The 16,192-nt window shown below is 66.5% G+C and carries 17 protein-coding genes; 12 read left to right on the top strand and 5 right to left on the bottom strand.

Annotated elements, in window-relative coordinates:
* Nucleotides 1-3: 3 nt before the first annotated feature.
* From FL625_RS01220 to pyrH, 4 genes are all read right to left on the bottom strand, one after another.
* Nucleotides 4-813: a phosphatidate cytidylyltransferase gene (locus FL625_RS01220; protein WP_268815749.1), complete on the bottom strand. Its 810-nt coding sequence runs from the start codon at nt 811-813 to the stop codon at nt 4-6.
* Nucleotides 810-1,484 carry a polyprenyl diphosphate synthase gene (gene uppS / locus FL625_RS01215; RefSeq protein ID WP_149587142.1) on the bottom strand — a complete coding sequence of 225 codons (675 nt, stop codon included), beginning with the start codon at nt 1,482-1,484 and terminating at the stop codon, nt 810-812. The genes FL625_RS01220 and uppS overlap by 4 nt, the downstream gene beginning before the upstream one ends.
* Nucleotides 1,485-1,566: 82 nt before the next feature.
* On the bottom strand, nt 1,567-2,133 hold the full coding sequence (frr, locus tag FL625_RS01210) for a ribosome recycling factor (RefSeq protein WP_149586808.1): 567 nt from the start codon (nt 2,131-2,133) through the stop codon (nt 1,567-1,569).
* Nucleotides 2,134-2,369: 236 nt separating this feature from the next.
* Nucleotides 2,370-3,092 (bottom strand): UMP kinase, encoded by a 723-nt coding sequence (gene pyrH, locus FL625_RS01205; RefSeq protein ID WP_149586807.1) that lies wholly within the window; start codon nt 3,090-3,092, stop codon nt 2,370-2,372.
* A 43-nt stretch (nt 3,093-3,135) separates the two neighbouring features.
* Between pyrH and miaA the strand changes: the two genes are divergently transcribed.
* The 6 genes from miaA (at nt 3,136) to FL625_RS01175 (ending at nt 11,583) form a co-directional block, all read left to right on the top strand.
* A complete protein-coding gene (gene miaA, locus FL625_RS01200) occupies nt 3,136-4,041 on the top strand; it encodes a tRNA (adenosine(37)-N6)-dimethylallyltransferase MiaA (protein ID WP_149586806.1) in 906 nt (301 codons plus the stop codon).
* Nucleotides 4,042-4,216: 175 nt separating this feature from the next.
* Nucleotides 4,217-5,017 (top strand): AraC family transcriptional regulator, encoded by an 801-nt coding sequence (locus tag FL625_RS01195; protein ID WP_149586805.1) that lies wholly within the window; start codon nt 4,217-4,219, stop codon nt 5,015-5,017.
* Between the two features lie 224 nt (nt 5,018-5,241).
* Nucleotides 5,242-6,879 carry an ABC transporter substrate-binding protein gene (locus FL625_RS01190; RefSeq protein ID WP_235019274.1) on the top strand — a complete coding sequence of 546 codons (1,638 nt, stop codon included), beginning with the start codon at nt 5,242-5,244 and terminating at the stop codon, nt 6,877-6,879.
* A 79-nt stretch (nt 6,880-6,958) separates the two neighbouring features.
* On the top strand, nt 6,959-8,047 hold the full coding sequence (locus tag FL625_RS01185) for an ABC transporter permease (RefSeq protein WP_149586804.1): 1,089 nt from the start codon (nt 6,959-6,961) through the stop codon (nt 8,045-8,047).
* 13 nt (nt 8,048-8,060) lie between these two features.
* Nucleotides 8,061-9,470, top strand: a complete 1,410-nt coding sequence (locus tag FL625_RS01180) for an ABC transporter permease (protein ID WP_149586803.1) — start codon at nt 8,061-8,063, stop codon at nt 9,468-9,470.
* Nucleotides 9,471-9,474: 4 nt separating this feature from the next.
* Entirely contained in the window at nt 9,475-11,583 is a 2,109-nt protein-coding gene (locus FL625_RS01175; RefSeq protein WP_149586802.1) for a dipeptide ABC transporter ATP-binding protein, read from the top strand.
* 14 nt (nt 11,584-11,597) lie between these two features.
* Here the strand turns inward: FL625_RS01175 and FL625_RS01170 are convergent, their stop codons facing one another.
* Nucleotides 11,598-12,218 carry a lytic transglycosylase domain-containing protein gene (locus FL625_RS01170; RefSeq protein ID WP_494338359.1) on the bottom strand — a complete coding sequence of 207 codons (621 nt, stop codon included), beginning with the start codon at nt 12,216-12,218 and terminating at the stop codon, nt 11,598-11,600.
* A 200-nt stretch (nt 12,219-12,418) separates the two neighbouring features.
* Between FL625_RS01170 and ssb the strand changes: the two genes are divergently transcribed.
* The 6 genes from ssb to tpiA all read left to right on the top strand — a co-directional run bounded on the left by ssb (nt 12,419) and on the right by tpiA (nt 16,160).
* On the top strand, nt 12,419-12,946 hold the full coding sequence (ssb, locus tag FL625_RS01165) for a single-stranded DNA-binding protein (RefSeq protein ID WP_149586800.1): 528 nt from the start codon (nt 12,419-12,421) through the stop codon (nt 12,944-12,946).
* Between the two features lie 92 nt (nt 12,947-13,038).
* Nucleotides 13,039-13,392 carry an SUF system Fe-S cluster assembly protein gene (locus FL625_RS01160; protein ID WP_149586799.1) on the top strand — a complete coding sequence of 118 codons (354 nt, stop codon included), beginning with the start codon at nt 13,039-13,041 and terminating at the stop codon, nt 13,390-13,392.
* Between the two features lie 153 nt (nt 13,393-13,545).
* Nucleotides 13,546-14,112: a Clp protease/crotonase-like domain-containing protein gene (locus tag FL625_RS01155; protein WP_149586798.1), complete on the top strand. Its 567-nt coding sequence runs from the start codon at nt 13,546-13,548 to the stop codon at nt 14,110-14,112.
* Nucleotides 14,105-14,920 carry a DUF3307 domain-containing protein gene (locus FL625_RS01150; RefSeq protein WP_149586797.1) on the top strand — a complete coding sequence of 272 codons (816 nt, stop codon included), beginning with the start codon at nt 14,105-14,107 and terminating at the stop codon, nt 14,918-14,920. Before FL625_RS01155 ends, FL625_RS01150 begins: the two co-directional genes overlap by 8 nt.
* 24 nt (nt 14,921-14,944) lie before the next feature.
* Nucleotides 14,945-15,304: a HesB/IscA family protein gene (locus tag FL625_RS01145; RefSeq protein WP_149586796.1), complete on the top strand. Its 360-nt coding sequence runs from the start codon at nt 14,945-14,947 to the stop codon at nt 15,302-15,304.
* Nucleotides 15,305-15,416: 112 nt separating this feature from the next.
* Nucleotides 15,417-16,160: a triose-phosphate isomerase gene (gene tpiA, locus FL625_RS01140; RefSeq protein ID WP_149586795.1), complete on the top strand. Its 744-nt coding sequence runs from the start codon at nt 15,417-15,419 to the stop codon at nt 16,158-16,160.
* Nucleotides 16,161-16,192 lie beyond the last annotated feature (32 nt).

Raw genomic sequence — 16,192 nt, 5'->3', positions numbered from 1 at the left:
GCCTCACCCACCGAACAGGCGCGTGACCGGCGCGAAGAGGCCCAGAAGCAGCACGAAGACCACCGCCCCGATCAACGCGTCGAACCGGTCCAGCACGCCGCCATGGCCCGGGATCAGGTCCGAGGCATCCTTTACGCCGGCCCGCCGCTTGACCCAGCTTTCGGCAATGTCGCCCATCTGCCCGGCCAGGGCCACCAGCGCCGAGACCGGCACGATCAGCCAGCTCGTGCCCACCGCCAGGACAAGGACCAGCCCCACCAGCGCCGCGCCGATCCAGCCCGCCACCGTGCCCGACCAGGTCTTCTTCGGGCTCAGCGCCGGCCAGAACTTCGGGCCTCCCACCAGCCGGCCCACGAAATAGCCCAGCACGTCCGAGACGATCACCACCGCCACCAGCCACAGGATCGCCCGGTCGCCCCCGGTCTGGCGCAGCTCGACCAGTCCGTAGCCCGCCAGCATGATCGCCAGCGCATAGGCGCCCGACAGCCGCCGGTCGCGGCGCGGGGTCAGGATCAGGACCAGCGTCGGCACCATCAGGAACAGGACCGCGATGTCGCTGCGCAGCACCATGGCCAGCATCAGCGCAGCCCCCGCCGTCACGGCGATGGTGACCGGAGCCTTCCGCCCCCCCGGCGCCGTCATCGTCGCCAGTTCCCAGACCATCACCGAGGTCAGCCCGATGACCAGCGCGGCAAAGGCCGTGCCGCCCAACCAGATCTCGACCGCGCCCACCGCCAGCATGACGATGGCCGACAGGATGCGCGTGCGCAGGTCCGCCCATCTGCCGGCAGGCGCCGGCCCCGGATCGCTCACCGGACCACCCCGCCGAAGCGCCGCTGTCGGTTCGAGAAGCGCGCCACGATCGCGGCCAACTCCTCCGGCCCGAAATCCGGCCAGAGCGTCTCGGTGAACTCGTATTCGGCATAGGCCGCCTGCCAGGGCAGGAAATTCGAGGTCCGCGTCTCGCCGCTGGTGCGGATCACCAGGTCAGGGTCGGGCAGCCCCCCGGTGTCGAGCCTTTCGCCGAAGGCCGCCTCGGTCAGATGCCGAGGGTCCAGAAGCCCCGCCGCCGCGGCCTCGGCCACCTTGCGGGCCGCGCGGACGATCTCGTCCCGCCCGCCGTAATTGATCGCGACCGTGAGGTTCAGCCGGTCAAGCCCCGCCGTGCGCGCCTCGATCCCGGCCATCATGCGTTGCAGCTTGGGGTCGAGCCGGCTCCGGTCGCCGATGAAGCGCATCCTGACGCCCGCCTGCGCCAGCCGGTCGGCCTCGCGCTCGATGTAACGGGCGAAGATCGCCATCAGGCCCAGGACTTCCTCTGTGGACCGCTTCCAGTTCTCGGTCGAGAAGGCATAGAGCGTCAGCCACCTGATCCCCAGGTCGGGGGCCGCCTTGACGATCTCGCGCACCCGCTCGGCACCCTTGCGGTGGCCGACCAGACGCGCCCAGCCCCGGTTGGTGGCCCAGCGGCCGTTGCCGTCCATGATGATCGCCAGATGGTTGACTGGCCGCGCTGCGGCCTCCACCTGCAAGTCCTTCGACACTCGCCGCCCCTCCGCCCGCAGGTCAGACCTGCATGATCTCCGCCTGCTTGGCTTCCAGCGCCTTGTCCACGGCAGCGATCGCCTTGTCCGTCAGCTCCTGCACCGTGTCGGCCCAGAATTTCTGGTCGTCCTCGCTCATGCCCTGCGCCTTCGCCTTCTTGATCTGGTCCATCCCGTCGCGCCGCACGTTGCGAATCGCGACCTTGGCCTGCTCGGCATATTGCGCGGCAACTTTGGTCAATTCGCGGCGGCGCTCCTCGTTCAGTTCCGGGATCGGCAGGCGGATCAGCGGGCCGTCGGTGACCGGGTTGATCCCTATCCCTGACTCGCGGATCGCCTTCTCGACCTTGCCGACCATCGCCTTGTCCCAGACGTTGATGACCACCATCCGCGGCTCGGGCACGTTGACCGTGCCCAGCTGGTTGATCGGCGTCATCTGGCCATAGGCCTCCACCTGGATCGGCTCGACGATCGAGGCCGAGGCGCGGCCGGTTCTCAGCGAGGCGAATTCCGTCTTCAGCGCCGCCATCGCGCCGTCCATCCGGCGCTGGAGGTCGTCGGTGTCGATCTCGATCTCTTCATGAGCCATCGGCTGCTCCTTCACTTCCCTGCGGGCTGCCCCACCCGCGATCTGGCGCTCTATAGCAGAGCCGCGCGGGCCGGGTATAGGCCCAAGCGCCCGCCCGACCGCAGGGCTGCTCGCCGGACATGGTTAACGCCGGCCCCGCCCGCCCCGTGCCCGACGCAAAGCCGACGCATGCCAGACGGATGCCAGACGCTACACTTTCCGTTAACCCGCCGGTTTAACGCTGCGTCCGCAAGGGCTTAGCCCTCGACGCGGGTATAGGTCCCCTGCCCCGCCAGGATTCCCCGGAACCCGCCGGGCTCGTCCAGGCTGAAGACGATGATCGGCAGCGCATTGTCGCGTGCCAGCGCGATCGCGGTCGCGTCCATCACGCCCAGATGCTTTTCCAGCACCTCGTCGTAGGTCACATGCTCATAGCGTTTCGCGTCGGCATGCTTCTTGGGGTCCTTGTCATAGACCCCGTCCACCTTCGTTCCCTTGAAGATCGCCTGACAGGCCATCTCGGAGGCCCGCAGCGTCGCCGCCGTGTCGGTGGTGAAATAGGGGTTCCCGGTGCCGGCGGCGAAGATGCAGACCCGCTTCTTCTCCAGGTGCCGCACCGCGCGGCGGCGGATGTAGGGCTCGCAGACCTGATCCATCGGGATGGCCGAGATGACGCGGGTGAAGACCCCGATCGCCTCCAGCGCCGACTGCATGGCCAGCGCGTTCATCACGGTGGCCAGCATCCCCATGTAGTCCGCCGTCGTCCGTTCCATCCCCTGTGCGCTGCCCTGCAAGCCGCGAAAGATGTTGCCGCCGCCGATCACCATGCAGATCTCGACGCCGAGGTCGCGGACCGATTTCACCTCTTCGGCAATGCGCGCCACGGTCGGCGGATGCAGGCCATAACCCTGGTCCCCCATCAGCGCCTCGCCGGAAATCTTCAGCATGACGCGGCTGTATCTGGTGGCTGTCTCCGCCATGGGACCCCTGCATATCGTTTTCTTGTTTGGACTGGGCCGCAAAATGTCGCAAAACCGCGGCAGGTTCAACCGGGGTTTCCAAGTGCAGACCGCCAGCATATCGCGCGAGGCGCCGGTCCTGATCGCCGGTCCCACGGCCAGCGGCAAGTCGGCCCTGGCGATGGAGCTTGCCGCGCGCGACAACCGCCTGATCGTCAACGCAGATGCCCTTCAGGTCTATGCCAACTGGCGCATCCTGACCGCCCGCCCCTCGCCCGCCGACGAGGCCGCCCTGCCCCATGCGCTCTATGGCCACGTCCCGCACGACGCGCCCTATTCCGTGGGTCACTGGCTGCGCGATGTAGCGCCCCTCCTCGACCGCCCGGTCGTGATCGTCGGGGGGACGGGTCTCAACTTCAACGCCCTCACCCGCGGGCTGGCCGAGGTGCCCGAGGTCCCGCCCGAGATCCGCGCCGAAGCCGATGCCCGCCGCGCCGCCGAGGGGCACGAGGGGCTTCTGGCCGAGCTAGACCCAGAGACCGCCGCGCGGATCGACCGCCAGAACCCCGTCCGCGTCCAGCGCGCCTGGGAGGTGCTGCGCGCCACCGGGCGGGGCCTTGCCGCCTGGCAGGCGGACACGCCCGCGCCTTTCCTGCCGCTCGAACGCGCCGAGGCCCTGGTCCTCGTGCCCGAGGTTCCCTGGCTGAACGCCCGGATCGACCGGCGCTTTCACCAGATGCTAACCGAAGGCGCGCTTGATGAGGCGCGGGCGAACCTGGCGGACTGGGACCCGCGACGCCCCTCCGCAAAGGCGATCGGCGGGCCGGAACTGATCGCCCATCTGCGCGGGGAAACGACGCTGGACGAGGCCACCCAGGCCGCCACGCTGGCCAGCCGGCAATATGCCAAGCGGCAGCGGACCTGGTTCAGATCGAACATGAAGGACTGGCGGCAGGTTTCCCTTCCCTGACATGGGGTTGGCCGCACAAGTTATCGGAACTTTCCACTTATCCACAGCCTTTTACACAGGAAAATGGAACATCCGTGGACAAGTCAGGGCCGGACCCCGGAAAATCTCTTGGGTTGCGGGCCGGGGCCTGATTAACTGCGTTCAACGCTGCCTCTGCCACGGGATCCGAGCGAAAATGCCCATCGCCACGCCTGCCTCGCAACTGCGTCTCGTCGCCATTCCACGCCTGGCCTCCGGTGGCCGCTGGCGGGTCGAGGCGATGCGGTCGCTTTCGGAGCCCTGCCTGCTGTGGTTCACCAAAGGCCAGGGCCGCATCACGATCTCGGGGGTGACGCGCGGCTACACGGCACATAATGCGATCTTCATCCCCGCGGGGGTCATGCACGGCTTCGAGGCGGGCCCCCAGGTTTTCGGCACCGCCGTCTTCTTCGGCCGCGATCCGAAGGTGGTCCTGCCCAAGACGCCGCAGCACCTGCGGATCCGCGAGGTCCATGCCCAGCAGGAAGTGAACGTCCTGCTTGATTCGATTCTGCGCGAGCTGGAAAGCGACACGCCCGCCCATGACCGCGCGACCGAGGCCTATGTCGGCCTTCTGGGCGTCTGGCTGGAACGCCAGGTGCGCAAGGCCGACCCGCTCGAGGCGCCGCGCCAGGACGCGACGCGGCGGCTGGTGGCGCGCTATACCGCGCTTCTGGAACGGAACTTCCGCACCGGCATGAACGTCGCCGATTTCGCCGCCGCGCTGGGCGTCACGCCCACCCATCTGACGCGTTGCTGCAACGCCGCCTGCGGGCGCCCGGCCTCGGCCCTCCTGCAGGACCGGCGTATCTTCGAGGCGCGCAAGCTCCTGGCGGAAACCCGAATTCCCGTGGGCCGGATCGCCGAACAGCTGGGCTTCAACTCGCCCGCCTACTTTACCCGCGCCTTCCAGCATGTGACCGGAAAGTCCCCCACCGCCTTCCGCCGCGCGGGGTGATCCGATCGCGACAGTCCACAGTCTGTTTTCGACCACCCAATGTCGCAAATGCGATATCATTGGTCGAAAGCAGTCGTTGACGGATTGCCGAAAAAGATGCGCAATGCGGGCAAGGGGTGTGCAGTCGTCTGGACGGTCGATCTGGACCGCTGATCGCGGTCAGGGCGGATCCAGAGGGGTGGCGACACCACCGCAAGCAAAGAAAAACTCACAGGGAGACGATGATGAAGGACTTCAACAGCGAGCGCGACCTGCATCCGGCCGCGCGGATGTATGCCGGCGAATATGCCGAGGGCAAGCTCAGCCGCCGCGAGTTCCTGACCCGCACCACGGCGCTGGGCGTGTCGGCGGCGGCGGCGTATGGCCTGATCGGCATGCCCGCACCGGCACAGGCGCAGGAGGCCAAGGTCGGCGGCAAGATCCGGGTGGCGATGGAAGTGAAGGGCACCAAGGACCCTCGTCTGGCCGACTGGCCGCAGATCGCCAACATCTATCGCGGCTGGCTGGAATACCTGATCCAGTACAACAACGACGGCTCGTTCGAGGGCCGGCTTCTGGAAAGCTGGGAAGCCAACGAGGACGCGACCCAGTACACGCTGAAGGTCCGCCCCGGCGTGACCTGGAACAACGGCGACCCCTTCACTGCCGATGACGTGGTGCGCAACTTCGCCCGCTGGACCGACGGCAACGTCGAGGGCAACGCGATGGCCTCGCGCTTCCCTGGCCTCGTCAACCCCGACACCAAGACCCTGCGCGACGGCGCCGTGGTCAAGGTGGACGACATGACGGTGCAGCTTAACCTGACCGCCTCGGACATCGCCGTGGTGCCGAACCTCGCCGACTACCCGGCCGCCGTGGTCCATTCCTCGTTCCAGGACGGCCAGGACCCCTCCACCAACCCGATCGGCACCGGGCCCTATGTCCCGCAGGAGGTCTCCGTCGGCCAGCGCGCGATCCTCGTGCGCGCTCCGAATCACACCTGGTGGGGCGGCACCGCGCCCCTGGACGAGATCCACTACATCGACTTCGGCACCGACCCTGCTGCGATGGTCGCGCTGTTCTCCTCGGACGAGGTGGACGCGAACTATGAATCGGTGGGCGAATACATCGACATCCTCGACGGCATGGGCCTGGTGAAGGAGGAACTCGTCACCGCCTCGACCATCGTGGTGCGGATGAACTCGGCCACTTCGGACCTCTACAAGGACAAGGCGGTCCGCTCGGCGATCCAGCTGGCGGTCGATCCGAAGGTGGTGCTGGAACTGGGCTACAACAACCTCGGCGCGACGGGCGAGAACCACCACATGTTCCCGATCCACCCGGAATATCCCGAGCTTCCGAAGCAGACGATAAACCCGGCCGGGCTGATGCCTGCGCTGGAAGCGGCTGGCCTCAAGGATGCCGAGTTCGAGGTGATCTCGCTGGATGACGGCTGGGAAGCCGCGACCACGGCTGCGGTGCAGGCCCAGCTCAAGGACGCGGGCATGAACATCAAGCACACGGTCATGCCGGGCTCGACCTTCTGGAACGACTGGCAGAAGTATCCCTTCTCGTCCACGACCTGGAACCACCGGCCGCTCGCCGTGCAGAACATGAGCCTCGCCTACACCTCGACCGGCTCGTGGAACGAAACCGGCATGGCGAACCCCGAGTTCGACGCGCTGATGGCACAGGCCCTGTCCATCGCCGACGCCGACAAGCGGCGGGAACTGGCGGCCAAGATGGGCACGATCCTGCAAGAGGAAGGCTACATCATCAACCCGTTCTCGCGGTCGCTGTTCAGCCACCACAAGGAAGGCTTCCTCGGGCTAGCCCATCACCCGGCCTTCGAGCATCACCACTACAAGTGGTCGATGGCCTGATCGACCGAAGGGGTTGAAACGACGGACAGGGGCGCGACACTCGCGCCCCTCCCAAAAAGCATAACCAAAGGGGACCGGCATGGGACTGTTCGTGCTCCGGCGTCTGGGAGTCATGCTCCTGACCGCCATCGCCCTGACCTTCGTGGTCTTCTACCTGACCAACCTGCCGCCCAACCTGGAAAAGCTGGCCCGGACCGAGGGGTCCGTGCGCATGACCGACGAGGCGGTCGCCGACTGGATCGTGAAGAACGGCCATTCCGGGTCGGTCTTCTTGCGCTATGGCCAGTGGCTGGGCGTGGTGCCGGGCTGGACCTATACCGACGAGAAGGGCCAGTCGCGCGGCCGCTGCTTCCAGATCGGCGAGGATGCTGCTGCCGCACCCCGTTTCTGCGGCATCCTCCAGGGCAACTGGGGGTATTCCACCTTCTTCAAGTCGCCCGTCGCCGCGTCGCTGGGCGAAAAGCTGGCGGCCACCGGCTGGCTGATGCTGGCGGTGATGCTGGTGATGGTGCCGACGTCGCTGCTTCTGGGCGTGCTGTCGGGGATGCGCGAAGGCTCGGCGACCGACCGGACGCTTTCCACCTTCTCGATCGCCACCACCGCGACGCCGGAATATGTCTCGGGCGTGATCCTCGTCGCGCTGTTCGCCACGGCCTCCACCGGGATCTCGCCGCTTCTCGCCAGCTACGGGCTGATCGAGCCGAACAAGACCCTGTTCCTCGCCTCGGCCACCTCGGCGATGGATGACATCACCTTCTGGAACTTCACCCTGCCGGTGATGACCATCGCGCTTTACGGCATCGGCTACATCGCGCGGATGACCCGCGCCTCGATGACCGAGGTGATGACGCAGCAATACATCCGCACCGCCCGTCTGAAAGGCGTGACCTTCCGCAACGTGGTGCTGAAGCACGCGCTGAGGAACGCGCTGATCGCGCCCTTCACAGTCATCATGCTGCAGTTCCCCTGGCTGCTGAACGGGGTCGTGATCGTGGAAAGCCTGTTCAACTACAAGGGCTTCGGCTGGACGCTGGTGCAGGCGGCCTCGAACAACGACATCCCGCTGCTGCTGGCCTGTTCGGTCGTGGCGGTGGTCGTCGTCCTTCTGACGCAGCTGATCTCGGACATCGGCTATGTCTTCCTGAATCCCCGTATCCGGCTGGCCTGAGGGAGAGCGCATCATGGATCAGCTGACCTGGACCGGAACCGCAGGCACCCTGCTTCTGCCGCTGTTGCAGATCGCCCTCCTCGCGCTGGCGCTTGGCCTAGTGGCCAAGCTCCTGTTCGTCCTCGCCGGGCTCGACGGGCCACGCCTGCCGTCCGCCGACGGCACGATCGCAGCCCGCTCGCCCGGCGATTTCGCCTCGCTCGGAATCCGCTACAGCTTCTTCGCGGCCGTCGCAGCGATCTTCTTCATGCTGGCGGCCGGCGCCGTCATGCCCTCGCCGGTCGAGGCCGGGATCCTCGGCGCCATGGCGGTGCGGTTCTGGCCGGTCTGGGCGGCGCTGGCCGCGACCTTCGTCCTGTCGCTGCGCTTTCGCCGCAGGCTCGGGCTCTACGGCAAGCTTTTCGACAGCACTGTGGGCATGATCGGCTTCGCAATCGTGATGTTCTGGGTCTTCACCGCGATCTTTGCCGACGTGATCGTCACCCATGACGCCTTCGCCCAGCTTTCGGGCCTGAAGAACAAGCCCCCCGGGATCGCTGCGCCCGACAGCGCCTATGGCTGGTATCTTCTGGGAGGCGACCACCTGGCCCGCGACGTTTTCAGCCGGATGGTCATGGGCGCGCGCGAGGTGCTGAAGATCGCCCCGGCCGCGACGCTCTTCGCCTTCATGGTCGGGATCACGCTCGGCCTGCCTGCCGGCTATTTCGGCGGCCGGCTGGACACCGTCATCTCGTTCCTCGCCAACCTGGTCCTCGCCTTCCCGGTGATCCTGCTGTTCTACCTTCTGGTCACGCCCGAGATCCGCAACACCGGCATCCCGGTGGTGCTGGCGGCGCTGTTGTTCATCTTCCCGATCATCTTCCTGACGGTCCTGTTCAACAGCCGCTTCTACACCGACCCGACCAAGCGCAACATCTATGTCGGCCTGACGCTGCTGATCGGCCTCTGGGCCTATTCCGGCCTTGCCTTCAACCGCGACCCGCTGGGCATCTGGTCGATGCAGCCGAACATGCTCAACGTCTTCGTCTCGGTGGTCTTCGTGAACTCGCCCGGCGTGTTCCGCATCGTCCGCGGCCTCGTCATGGACATCAAGGCGCGCGACTATGTCGCCGCCGGCCAGACCCGCGGCGAAGGCCCCTGGTACATCATGCTGTGGGAGATCCTGCCCAACGCGCGCGGGCCGCTGATCGTCGATTTCTGCCTGCGCATCGGCTACACCACGATCCTCCTCGGCACGCTGGGCTTCTTCGGCCTTGGCGTCTCCCCGGACAGCCCGGACTGGGGGTCCACCATCGACGACGGGCGCAAGCTTCTGAACCTCTTCCCCCATCCCGCCGTCACCCCGGCCCTCGCGCTGATGAGCCTCGTCCTCGGCCTGAACCTCCTGGCCGACGGGTTGCGCGAAGAAAGCCTGAAGGATTGATGCCATGACAGCCTCTGCCAGCAGCGCCGCCAGCAGCACCTGGGACCCCTCGCAGCCGATCCTGGAGATCGAGCATCTGTCGATTTCCTTCTTCACCCGCCTGCGCGAGATTCCTGCGGTGATGGATTTCTCCTGCACAGTCATGCCGGGCGAGGCGATGGGCCTGGTCGGCGAATCCGGCTGCGGAAAATCGACCGTCGCGCTGGCGGTCATGCGCGAGCTTGGCAAGACCGGCCGGATCGTCGCGGGATCGATGAAGTTCAAGGGCCGCGACCTGGCGAAGATGGACGACGAGGAGCTGCGCCATATACGGGGCAGCGAGATCGCAATGATCTACCAGGAGCCGATGGCCAGCCTGAACCCGGCGATGAAGATCGGCGCGCAGCTGGCCGAAGTGCCGATGCTGCATTCCGGCATGTCGAAGGACGAGGCCTGGAAGCTTGCCCGCCAGATCGTCGCCGACGTGCGCCTGCCCGACCCCGACCGCATCATCAACAGCTACCCCCACCAGCTGTCGGGCGGCCAGCAACAGCGCATCGTGATCGCGATGGCGCTGATGGCCAAGCCCGCGCTTCTGATCCTCGACGAACCCACCACCGCGCTTGACGTGACGGTCGAGGCCGGGATCGTCGATCTGGTCAAGGAACTGGGCAGGAAATACGGCACCTCGATGCTGTTCATCAGCCACAACCTCGGGCTGGTGATGGATGTCTGCGACCGGATCTGCGTCATGTATTCCGGCGAAGCGGTCGAGACCGGCAGCGTCACCGAGGTCTTCGACAAGATGCGCCACCCCTATACCCAGGCGCTGTTCCGTTCGATCCCGCTGCCCGGTGCCGACAAGAACGCGCGCCCGCTCATCAGCATCCCCGGCAACTTTCCCCTGCCCCACGAGCGGCCCAAGGGCTGCAACTTCGGCCCGCGCTGCGACTATTTCGAGAAGGGCCGCTGCGACGAGACCGACATTCCCATGGCGCATGTCCCCGGCGACGACCGCCACGACACGCGCTGCCTGCGCTGGCAGGAAATCGACTGGTCGGCCCCGCCCGCCAAGCGCGCGGTGAAGGAAAAGGCCGCCATCGGCGATGTCGTCCTGAAGATGGAGGACCTGCGCAAGTACTACAACGTCTCGACCGGCGCCTTCGGCGGCGGGGCCTCGAAGGTGGTGAAGGCGAACGAGACGCTTTCCTTCGAGGCGCGCGAGGGCGAGACGCTGGCCATCGTGGGCGAGTCGGGCTGCGGCAAGTCCACCTTCGCCAAGGTGCTGATGGGGCTGGAAACCGCGACCTCGGGCTCGATCATGCTGTTCGACGAAAACGTGCAGTCCACCCCGATCCAGAAGCGGAACACCGATACCGTCTCCCAGGTGCAGATGGTGTTCCAGAACCCCTTCGACACGCTCAACCCCTCGATGACCGTGGGCCGCCAGATCATCCGGGCGCTGGAGATCTTCAAGTTCGGCAAGTCCGACGCCGAGCGCCACCAGCGGATGCTGGAACTGCTCGACCTGGTGAAACTCCCCCGCGCCTTCGCCGACCGGATGCCGCGGCAGCTTTCGGGCGGGCAGAAGCAGCGCGTGGGCATTGCCCGGGCCTTTGCCGGCGGGGCGAAGGTGGTTGTCGCCGATGAGCCCGTCTCGGCCCTCGACGTGTCGGTCCAGGCGGCCGTCACCGATCTCCTGATGGACATCCAGCGCGAGAACAAGACCACGCTCCTGTTCATCAGCCACGACCTGTCGATCGTGCGCTATCTTTCGGACCGGGTGATGGTGATGTATCTCGGCCATGTGGTCGAGATGGGCACGACCGACCAGGTCTTCTCGCCCCCCTACCACCCCTATACCGAGGCGCTTCTGTCCGCCGTGCCGATTGCCGACACCAAGGTCGAACGCAAGCGCATCGTGCTGGAGGGCGACATCCCCTCGGCGGTGAACCCGCCGCCCGGCTGCCCGTTCCAGACCCGCTGCCGCTGGAAATCCCAGGTCCCGGGCGGGCTCTGCGACCGCGAGGTTCCGCCGGTGCAGATGCTCGCGGACGGGCACCAGATCAAGTGCCACCTGTCGGCCGAGGTTCTGGCGACGATGGAGCCAGTGATCAAGATTGCGGCAGAGTGAGGGGGATTGCCCGACTAGCCGAGGATCGCCTTGACGTAGGACCTGGTTTCCTCGAAAGGCGGGATGCCATCGTGCTCTTCGACAGCGCCCGGCCCGGCATTATATGCTGCCAGCGCCAGTTCCCAGGTGCCGAACTTGTCGAACATCATCCGCAGGTAGCGCGCGCCGCCTTCCAGGTTCTGCTCGGCATCGTGGACGTCCACGCCCAGGATCTCCGCCGTCTCGGGCATCAGCTGCGCAAGCCCGGTAGCACCCTTGACCGACACCGCGGCCGGATTCCAGCCGCTTTCCTGCTGCACGAGACGCAGGAACAGATCCTCCGGCACACCATGCTTGCGGGCCGCCGCCTTGGCGACCTCCAGATAGGCGCCCTTGTAGCTGCCGCGATAGGCCGGGATGCCCTTCGCCTCGGCGATTTCCTCGCCCTTCTTGTACTTGGGCGTCAGCTTGACCGAGCCGCTGTACTGCTTGGACAGCTTGCGGTCGATCAGGTCGGACTGCGACTTGAAGATGGCATTGCGCGACTTGGTGGACCCGGTGATGTTCAGCCCCTCGGCGAGCGCCGCGCCCGGCAAGCCAAGCGTGATGGCGACGACCACGATGGTTCGACCGACAATCCGAAGTCCGAAGTCCACGTTCATCCCACCCGGAACGCCTCTGTCACGACCCGCGAGACTATAGCCAAGTCGTCGGCATTTTCCAGACGCGATTTGTCTTGCCGCCCGGGCTGCTCCGGCCAGGCCCGACGGCTTGGTTGCGGCGGCGCTGAAGCACGCTATAGGTTTGTTAACCATCCGCGACGAAGCTCGTCCGGACAATCGCAAGGGAGATTCGCATGGCGGGGTCGGTCAACAAGGTCATTCTCATCGGCAACCTCGGCCGAGACCCCGAGGTACGCAGCTTCCAGAACGGTGGCAAGGTGGTGAACCTGCGCGTCGCCACCTCGGAGTCCTGGCGCGACCGCAACACCGGCGAACGCAAGGAACGCACCGAATGGCACTCGGTCGCAATCTTCAACGAGGCGCTGTGCAAGATCGCCGAGCAGTATCTGAAGAAAGGTTCGACCGTCTACATTGAGGGTTCGCTGGAGACCCGGAAATGGCAGGACCAGTCCGGGCAGGATAGGTATACCACCGAGATCGTCCTTCGGCCCTACAGCGGCAACCTGACGCTTCTGGGCGGCCGCGGCGAGGGTGGAGGCGGCGGCTACGACGATCGCGGTGGCTATGACGACGGCAGCATGGGCGGCGGTCAGGGCGGCGGTTATGGCGGCGGCGCATCCAGCGGCGGGCGCGGCGGCTTTGGCGGCGGGTCGGGCGGCGGCGGCGGGCGCTCGGACATGGACGACGAAATCCCGTTCTGACCGGGGTCTCGCGCGCTGTCCGGCGGCACTGGACCTTGAACGGCCCATTCCCTATATAATCGGTCAACATCCCGAACCGCCGAGACCGCGCCATGCAGGACCAGACTGAGGGCAAGCCGCTGATCAAGCCCTCGACGACCGACCATCCGCTCTATCCGCAGATCGTCGAGGCCTGTCGCACGGTCTTCGACCCGGAGATTCCGGTGAACATCTTCGACTTGGGTCTGGTCTACACGATCGAGATCAGCAAGGAGAACGAGGTCGAGATCACCATGACCCTGACCGCCCCCGGCTGTCCGGTGGCGGGCGAGATGCCGGGCTGGGTCGCCAATGCGGTGGAGCCGCTGCCGGGGGTCAAGCAGGTGGACGTCAACATGACCTTCGATCCGCCCTGGGGCATGGACATGATGTCCGACGAGGCCCGGCTGGAACTGGGGTTCATGTAAGGCAAGCCCTAGGGCTGGCCCATGGATAAAGCAAGCTTTAATGCTTGCTTTTGAAGTTGCAAGTTATATAACTTGCGCATGAAGCTACGATGTGTCCTCTGTGGCGATATTGTCGGATCGGGCCGCCTAGGAACAGCGGCTACCGATGCGGCGATGGACTGTCTGCGGCGGGCCGCTGGCCAGATCGGCAACTGGGCAGGTGAAGACCCGCGTTTCACCAGGTTTCGCGGCGACGGCTGGCAGTTCTACCTTGCAGTGCCGCAACTCAGCTTGCACGCGACGCTTCTGCTGATGGCCAGCCTCAGGGGTGCCGGCCCTGGGGCCGAAACCCGGATTGCGATCGGCTTCGGCTCGATCGACAGGCTTGGAACGTCCGACCTCTCCGCAGCCGCCGGCGAGGCCTTCGAGCTGGCCGGAACCGCGCTTGACACGATGCCGGGTCACCGACGTGTCGCCCTGGAGAACCGCAAAGTCCTGCGCGACTGGCACCACGCCGTCTTCGATCTTTCCGCCTGGGTCGCCTCCCGCTGGTCGCCCGAACAGGCCACGGCCATCGCGCTGGCCCTTGATCCCACCCGACAACGAACGCAGTCAGAGATCGCCCGACAGCTTGGCATCACTCGGCAGGCAGTGCAACTTCGCCTCAGTGGTGCCGGTTGGGATGCGCTGCAAGCATCGCTGGAGGCCGTGCTTCGGGAAGACTGGAAAGTCCATGACTGAAACCCTCATCGCGCTCCTCTTCGCCCACACCCTGGCCGATTTCGCGTTCCAGACCGGCTGGATGGTCGCCAACAAGCACACTCCGTTTGCGCTGGGCCTGCACGGGGCGGTGGTCCTGGCGACGGCTTTCGCCGCGACCGGAACCCTGCACCCGGCGCTGCTGATGCTTGCCCTCGTCCATATCGCGATCGACGTCGGCAAGCTGATCCTGACCCGGACCGGTGCGACCGCGGGCGGCCTTGCGCCCTTCCTGATCGACCAGGCCCTGCACCTTGCCAGCCTGATTGCCCTAGCCTTCTGGCTGCCGGGGCTCTGGGCCGGAGGGCTCTGGGCGCCCGGGGCCATCGTGACGGGCGACGACGGCGGCATCCTGGGCACGGGTCTCTGGTCCGAGGCGGCACCGTTGCCGGTCGGCCATCTCCCCGCGCTCATGGTCCTGGCCACCGGCTTCATCCTGGCCACGCGCGCGGGGGGGTTCGCGGTCGGCCTCTTGATGCGTCCCTTCGCGGCGAACCTGCCGGGCAACACCGCGGCCGAGGGCCTGCCCGGCGCGGGCCGGATGATCCGGCTTCTGGAACGCGGGCTGATCTTCGTCCTCGTCCTGATCGGCCAACCGCAGGGCGTGGGCCTCCTGATGGCCGCCAAGTCGATCCTGCGCTACGGCGCTCTGAAGGAGGACAGGGAGCTGTCCGAATACGTCATCATCGGCACGCTGGCCTCCTTCGGCTGGGCACTCGTCGTCTCTTATGCGACCCTTGCCGGTCTGGCCGCCCTGCCCCCGCTTGGAATCCTGCCCGCGACGCCCTAGATTATCCGCCAAAGGAGTTCCCCCATGTTCGGCATTCCCGGCAAGGCCGCCGTCACCCTCACCCCAGCCGCCGCTGGCCAGATCGCCCGGCTGATGCAGCGCGAGGGAAGCCAGGGACTGCGCATCGGCGTCAAGAAGGGCGGCTGCGCGGGCATGGAATACACCATGGAATACGTCACCTCCGTCAACCCGCTGGACGAGGTGGTGGAACAGGACGGCGCCCGGGTGATGATCGCCCCCATGGCGCAGATGTTCCTGATCGGCACCGAGATCGACTACGAGACCGGCCTGATTGAAAGCGGCTTCAGGTTCCGAAACCCCAACGTGGTCGAGTCCTGCGGCTGCGGCGAATCGGTCAAGTTCCGCGACGCCCCCGGCGGCTGACCGGCTTTCGGCCCGTCAGCCCCGCCCCGCAAACGAAATGTTGCCAATCTGTGGCCTTTTTCTTTCCGGAGCTCCACGCTAGGGGTGTTCGGAGCGCACGAGGAACCGACAGATGAAGAAGCTTGCCGCCGGAAACTGGAAGATGAACGGAACCATGGCCTCGCTGGCCGAGGTGACGGCCCTTCTGGAAGCGCATCCCCGGCCTGCCTGCGAGATGCTGCTCTGCCCGCCCGCGACGCTGATTGCGGCCATGGCGGCGCAGGCGCGAGGCACGGCGCTGAAGGTCGGCGCGCAGGACTGCCACCCCAAGCCTCAGGGGGCCCATACCGGCGACATCTCTGTCGCCATGCTGCGCGATGCGGGGGCGACCCATGTCATCGTCGGCCATTCCGAACGCCGCACCGACCATGGCGAGACGGACGCCCTGGTGCGTGCCAAGGCCGAGGCGGTGGTCGATGGCGGACTGACCGCCATCGTCTGCATCGGCGAAACCGAAGCCGAGCGTGACGCGGGCAAGACGCTTGCCGTGATCGGCAGCCAGCTCGACGGCTCGATCCCGGGGGGCGCGACAGCGGCGAACCTGGTCGTGGCCTATGAACCGGTCTGGGCCATCGGCACCGGCCGTACCCCGACCCTGGCCGAGATCGCCGAGGTGCACGGCTTTCTCCGCGGCCGCCTGCGCGGGCTGATCGGGCCCGAGGCCGAGAAGGTCCGCATCCTTTACGGCGGGTCCGTCAAGCCGTCGAATGCCGCCGACATCTTCGCGGTCCCGCATGTGGACGGGGCGCTCGTCGGCGGGGCAAGCCTCAAGGCCGCCGATTTCGGCGCGATCGTCGAGGCGCTTTCGGCCGCCTGACGACATGGCCTGTCGCTGATGGATCAGCCCGC

The sequence above is a fragment of the Tabrizicola flagellatus genome, assembly GCF_008271465.1.
Taxonomy (GTDB): Bacteria; Pseudomonadota; Alphaproteobacteria; order Rhodobacterales; family Rhodobacteraceae; genus Tabrizicola; species Tabrizicola flagellata.
This window is presented reverse-complemented; position numbering and strand designations above follow the sequence as displayed.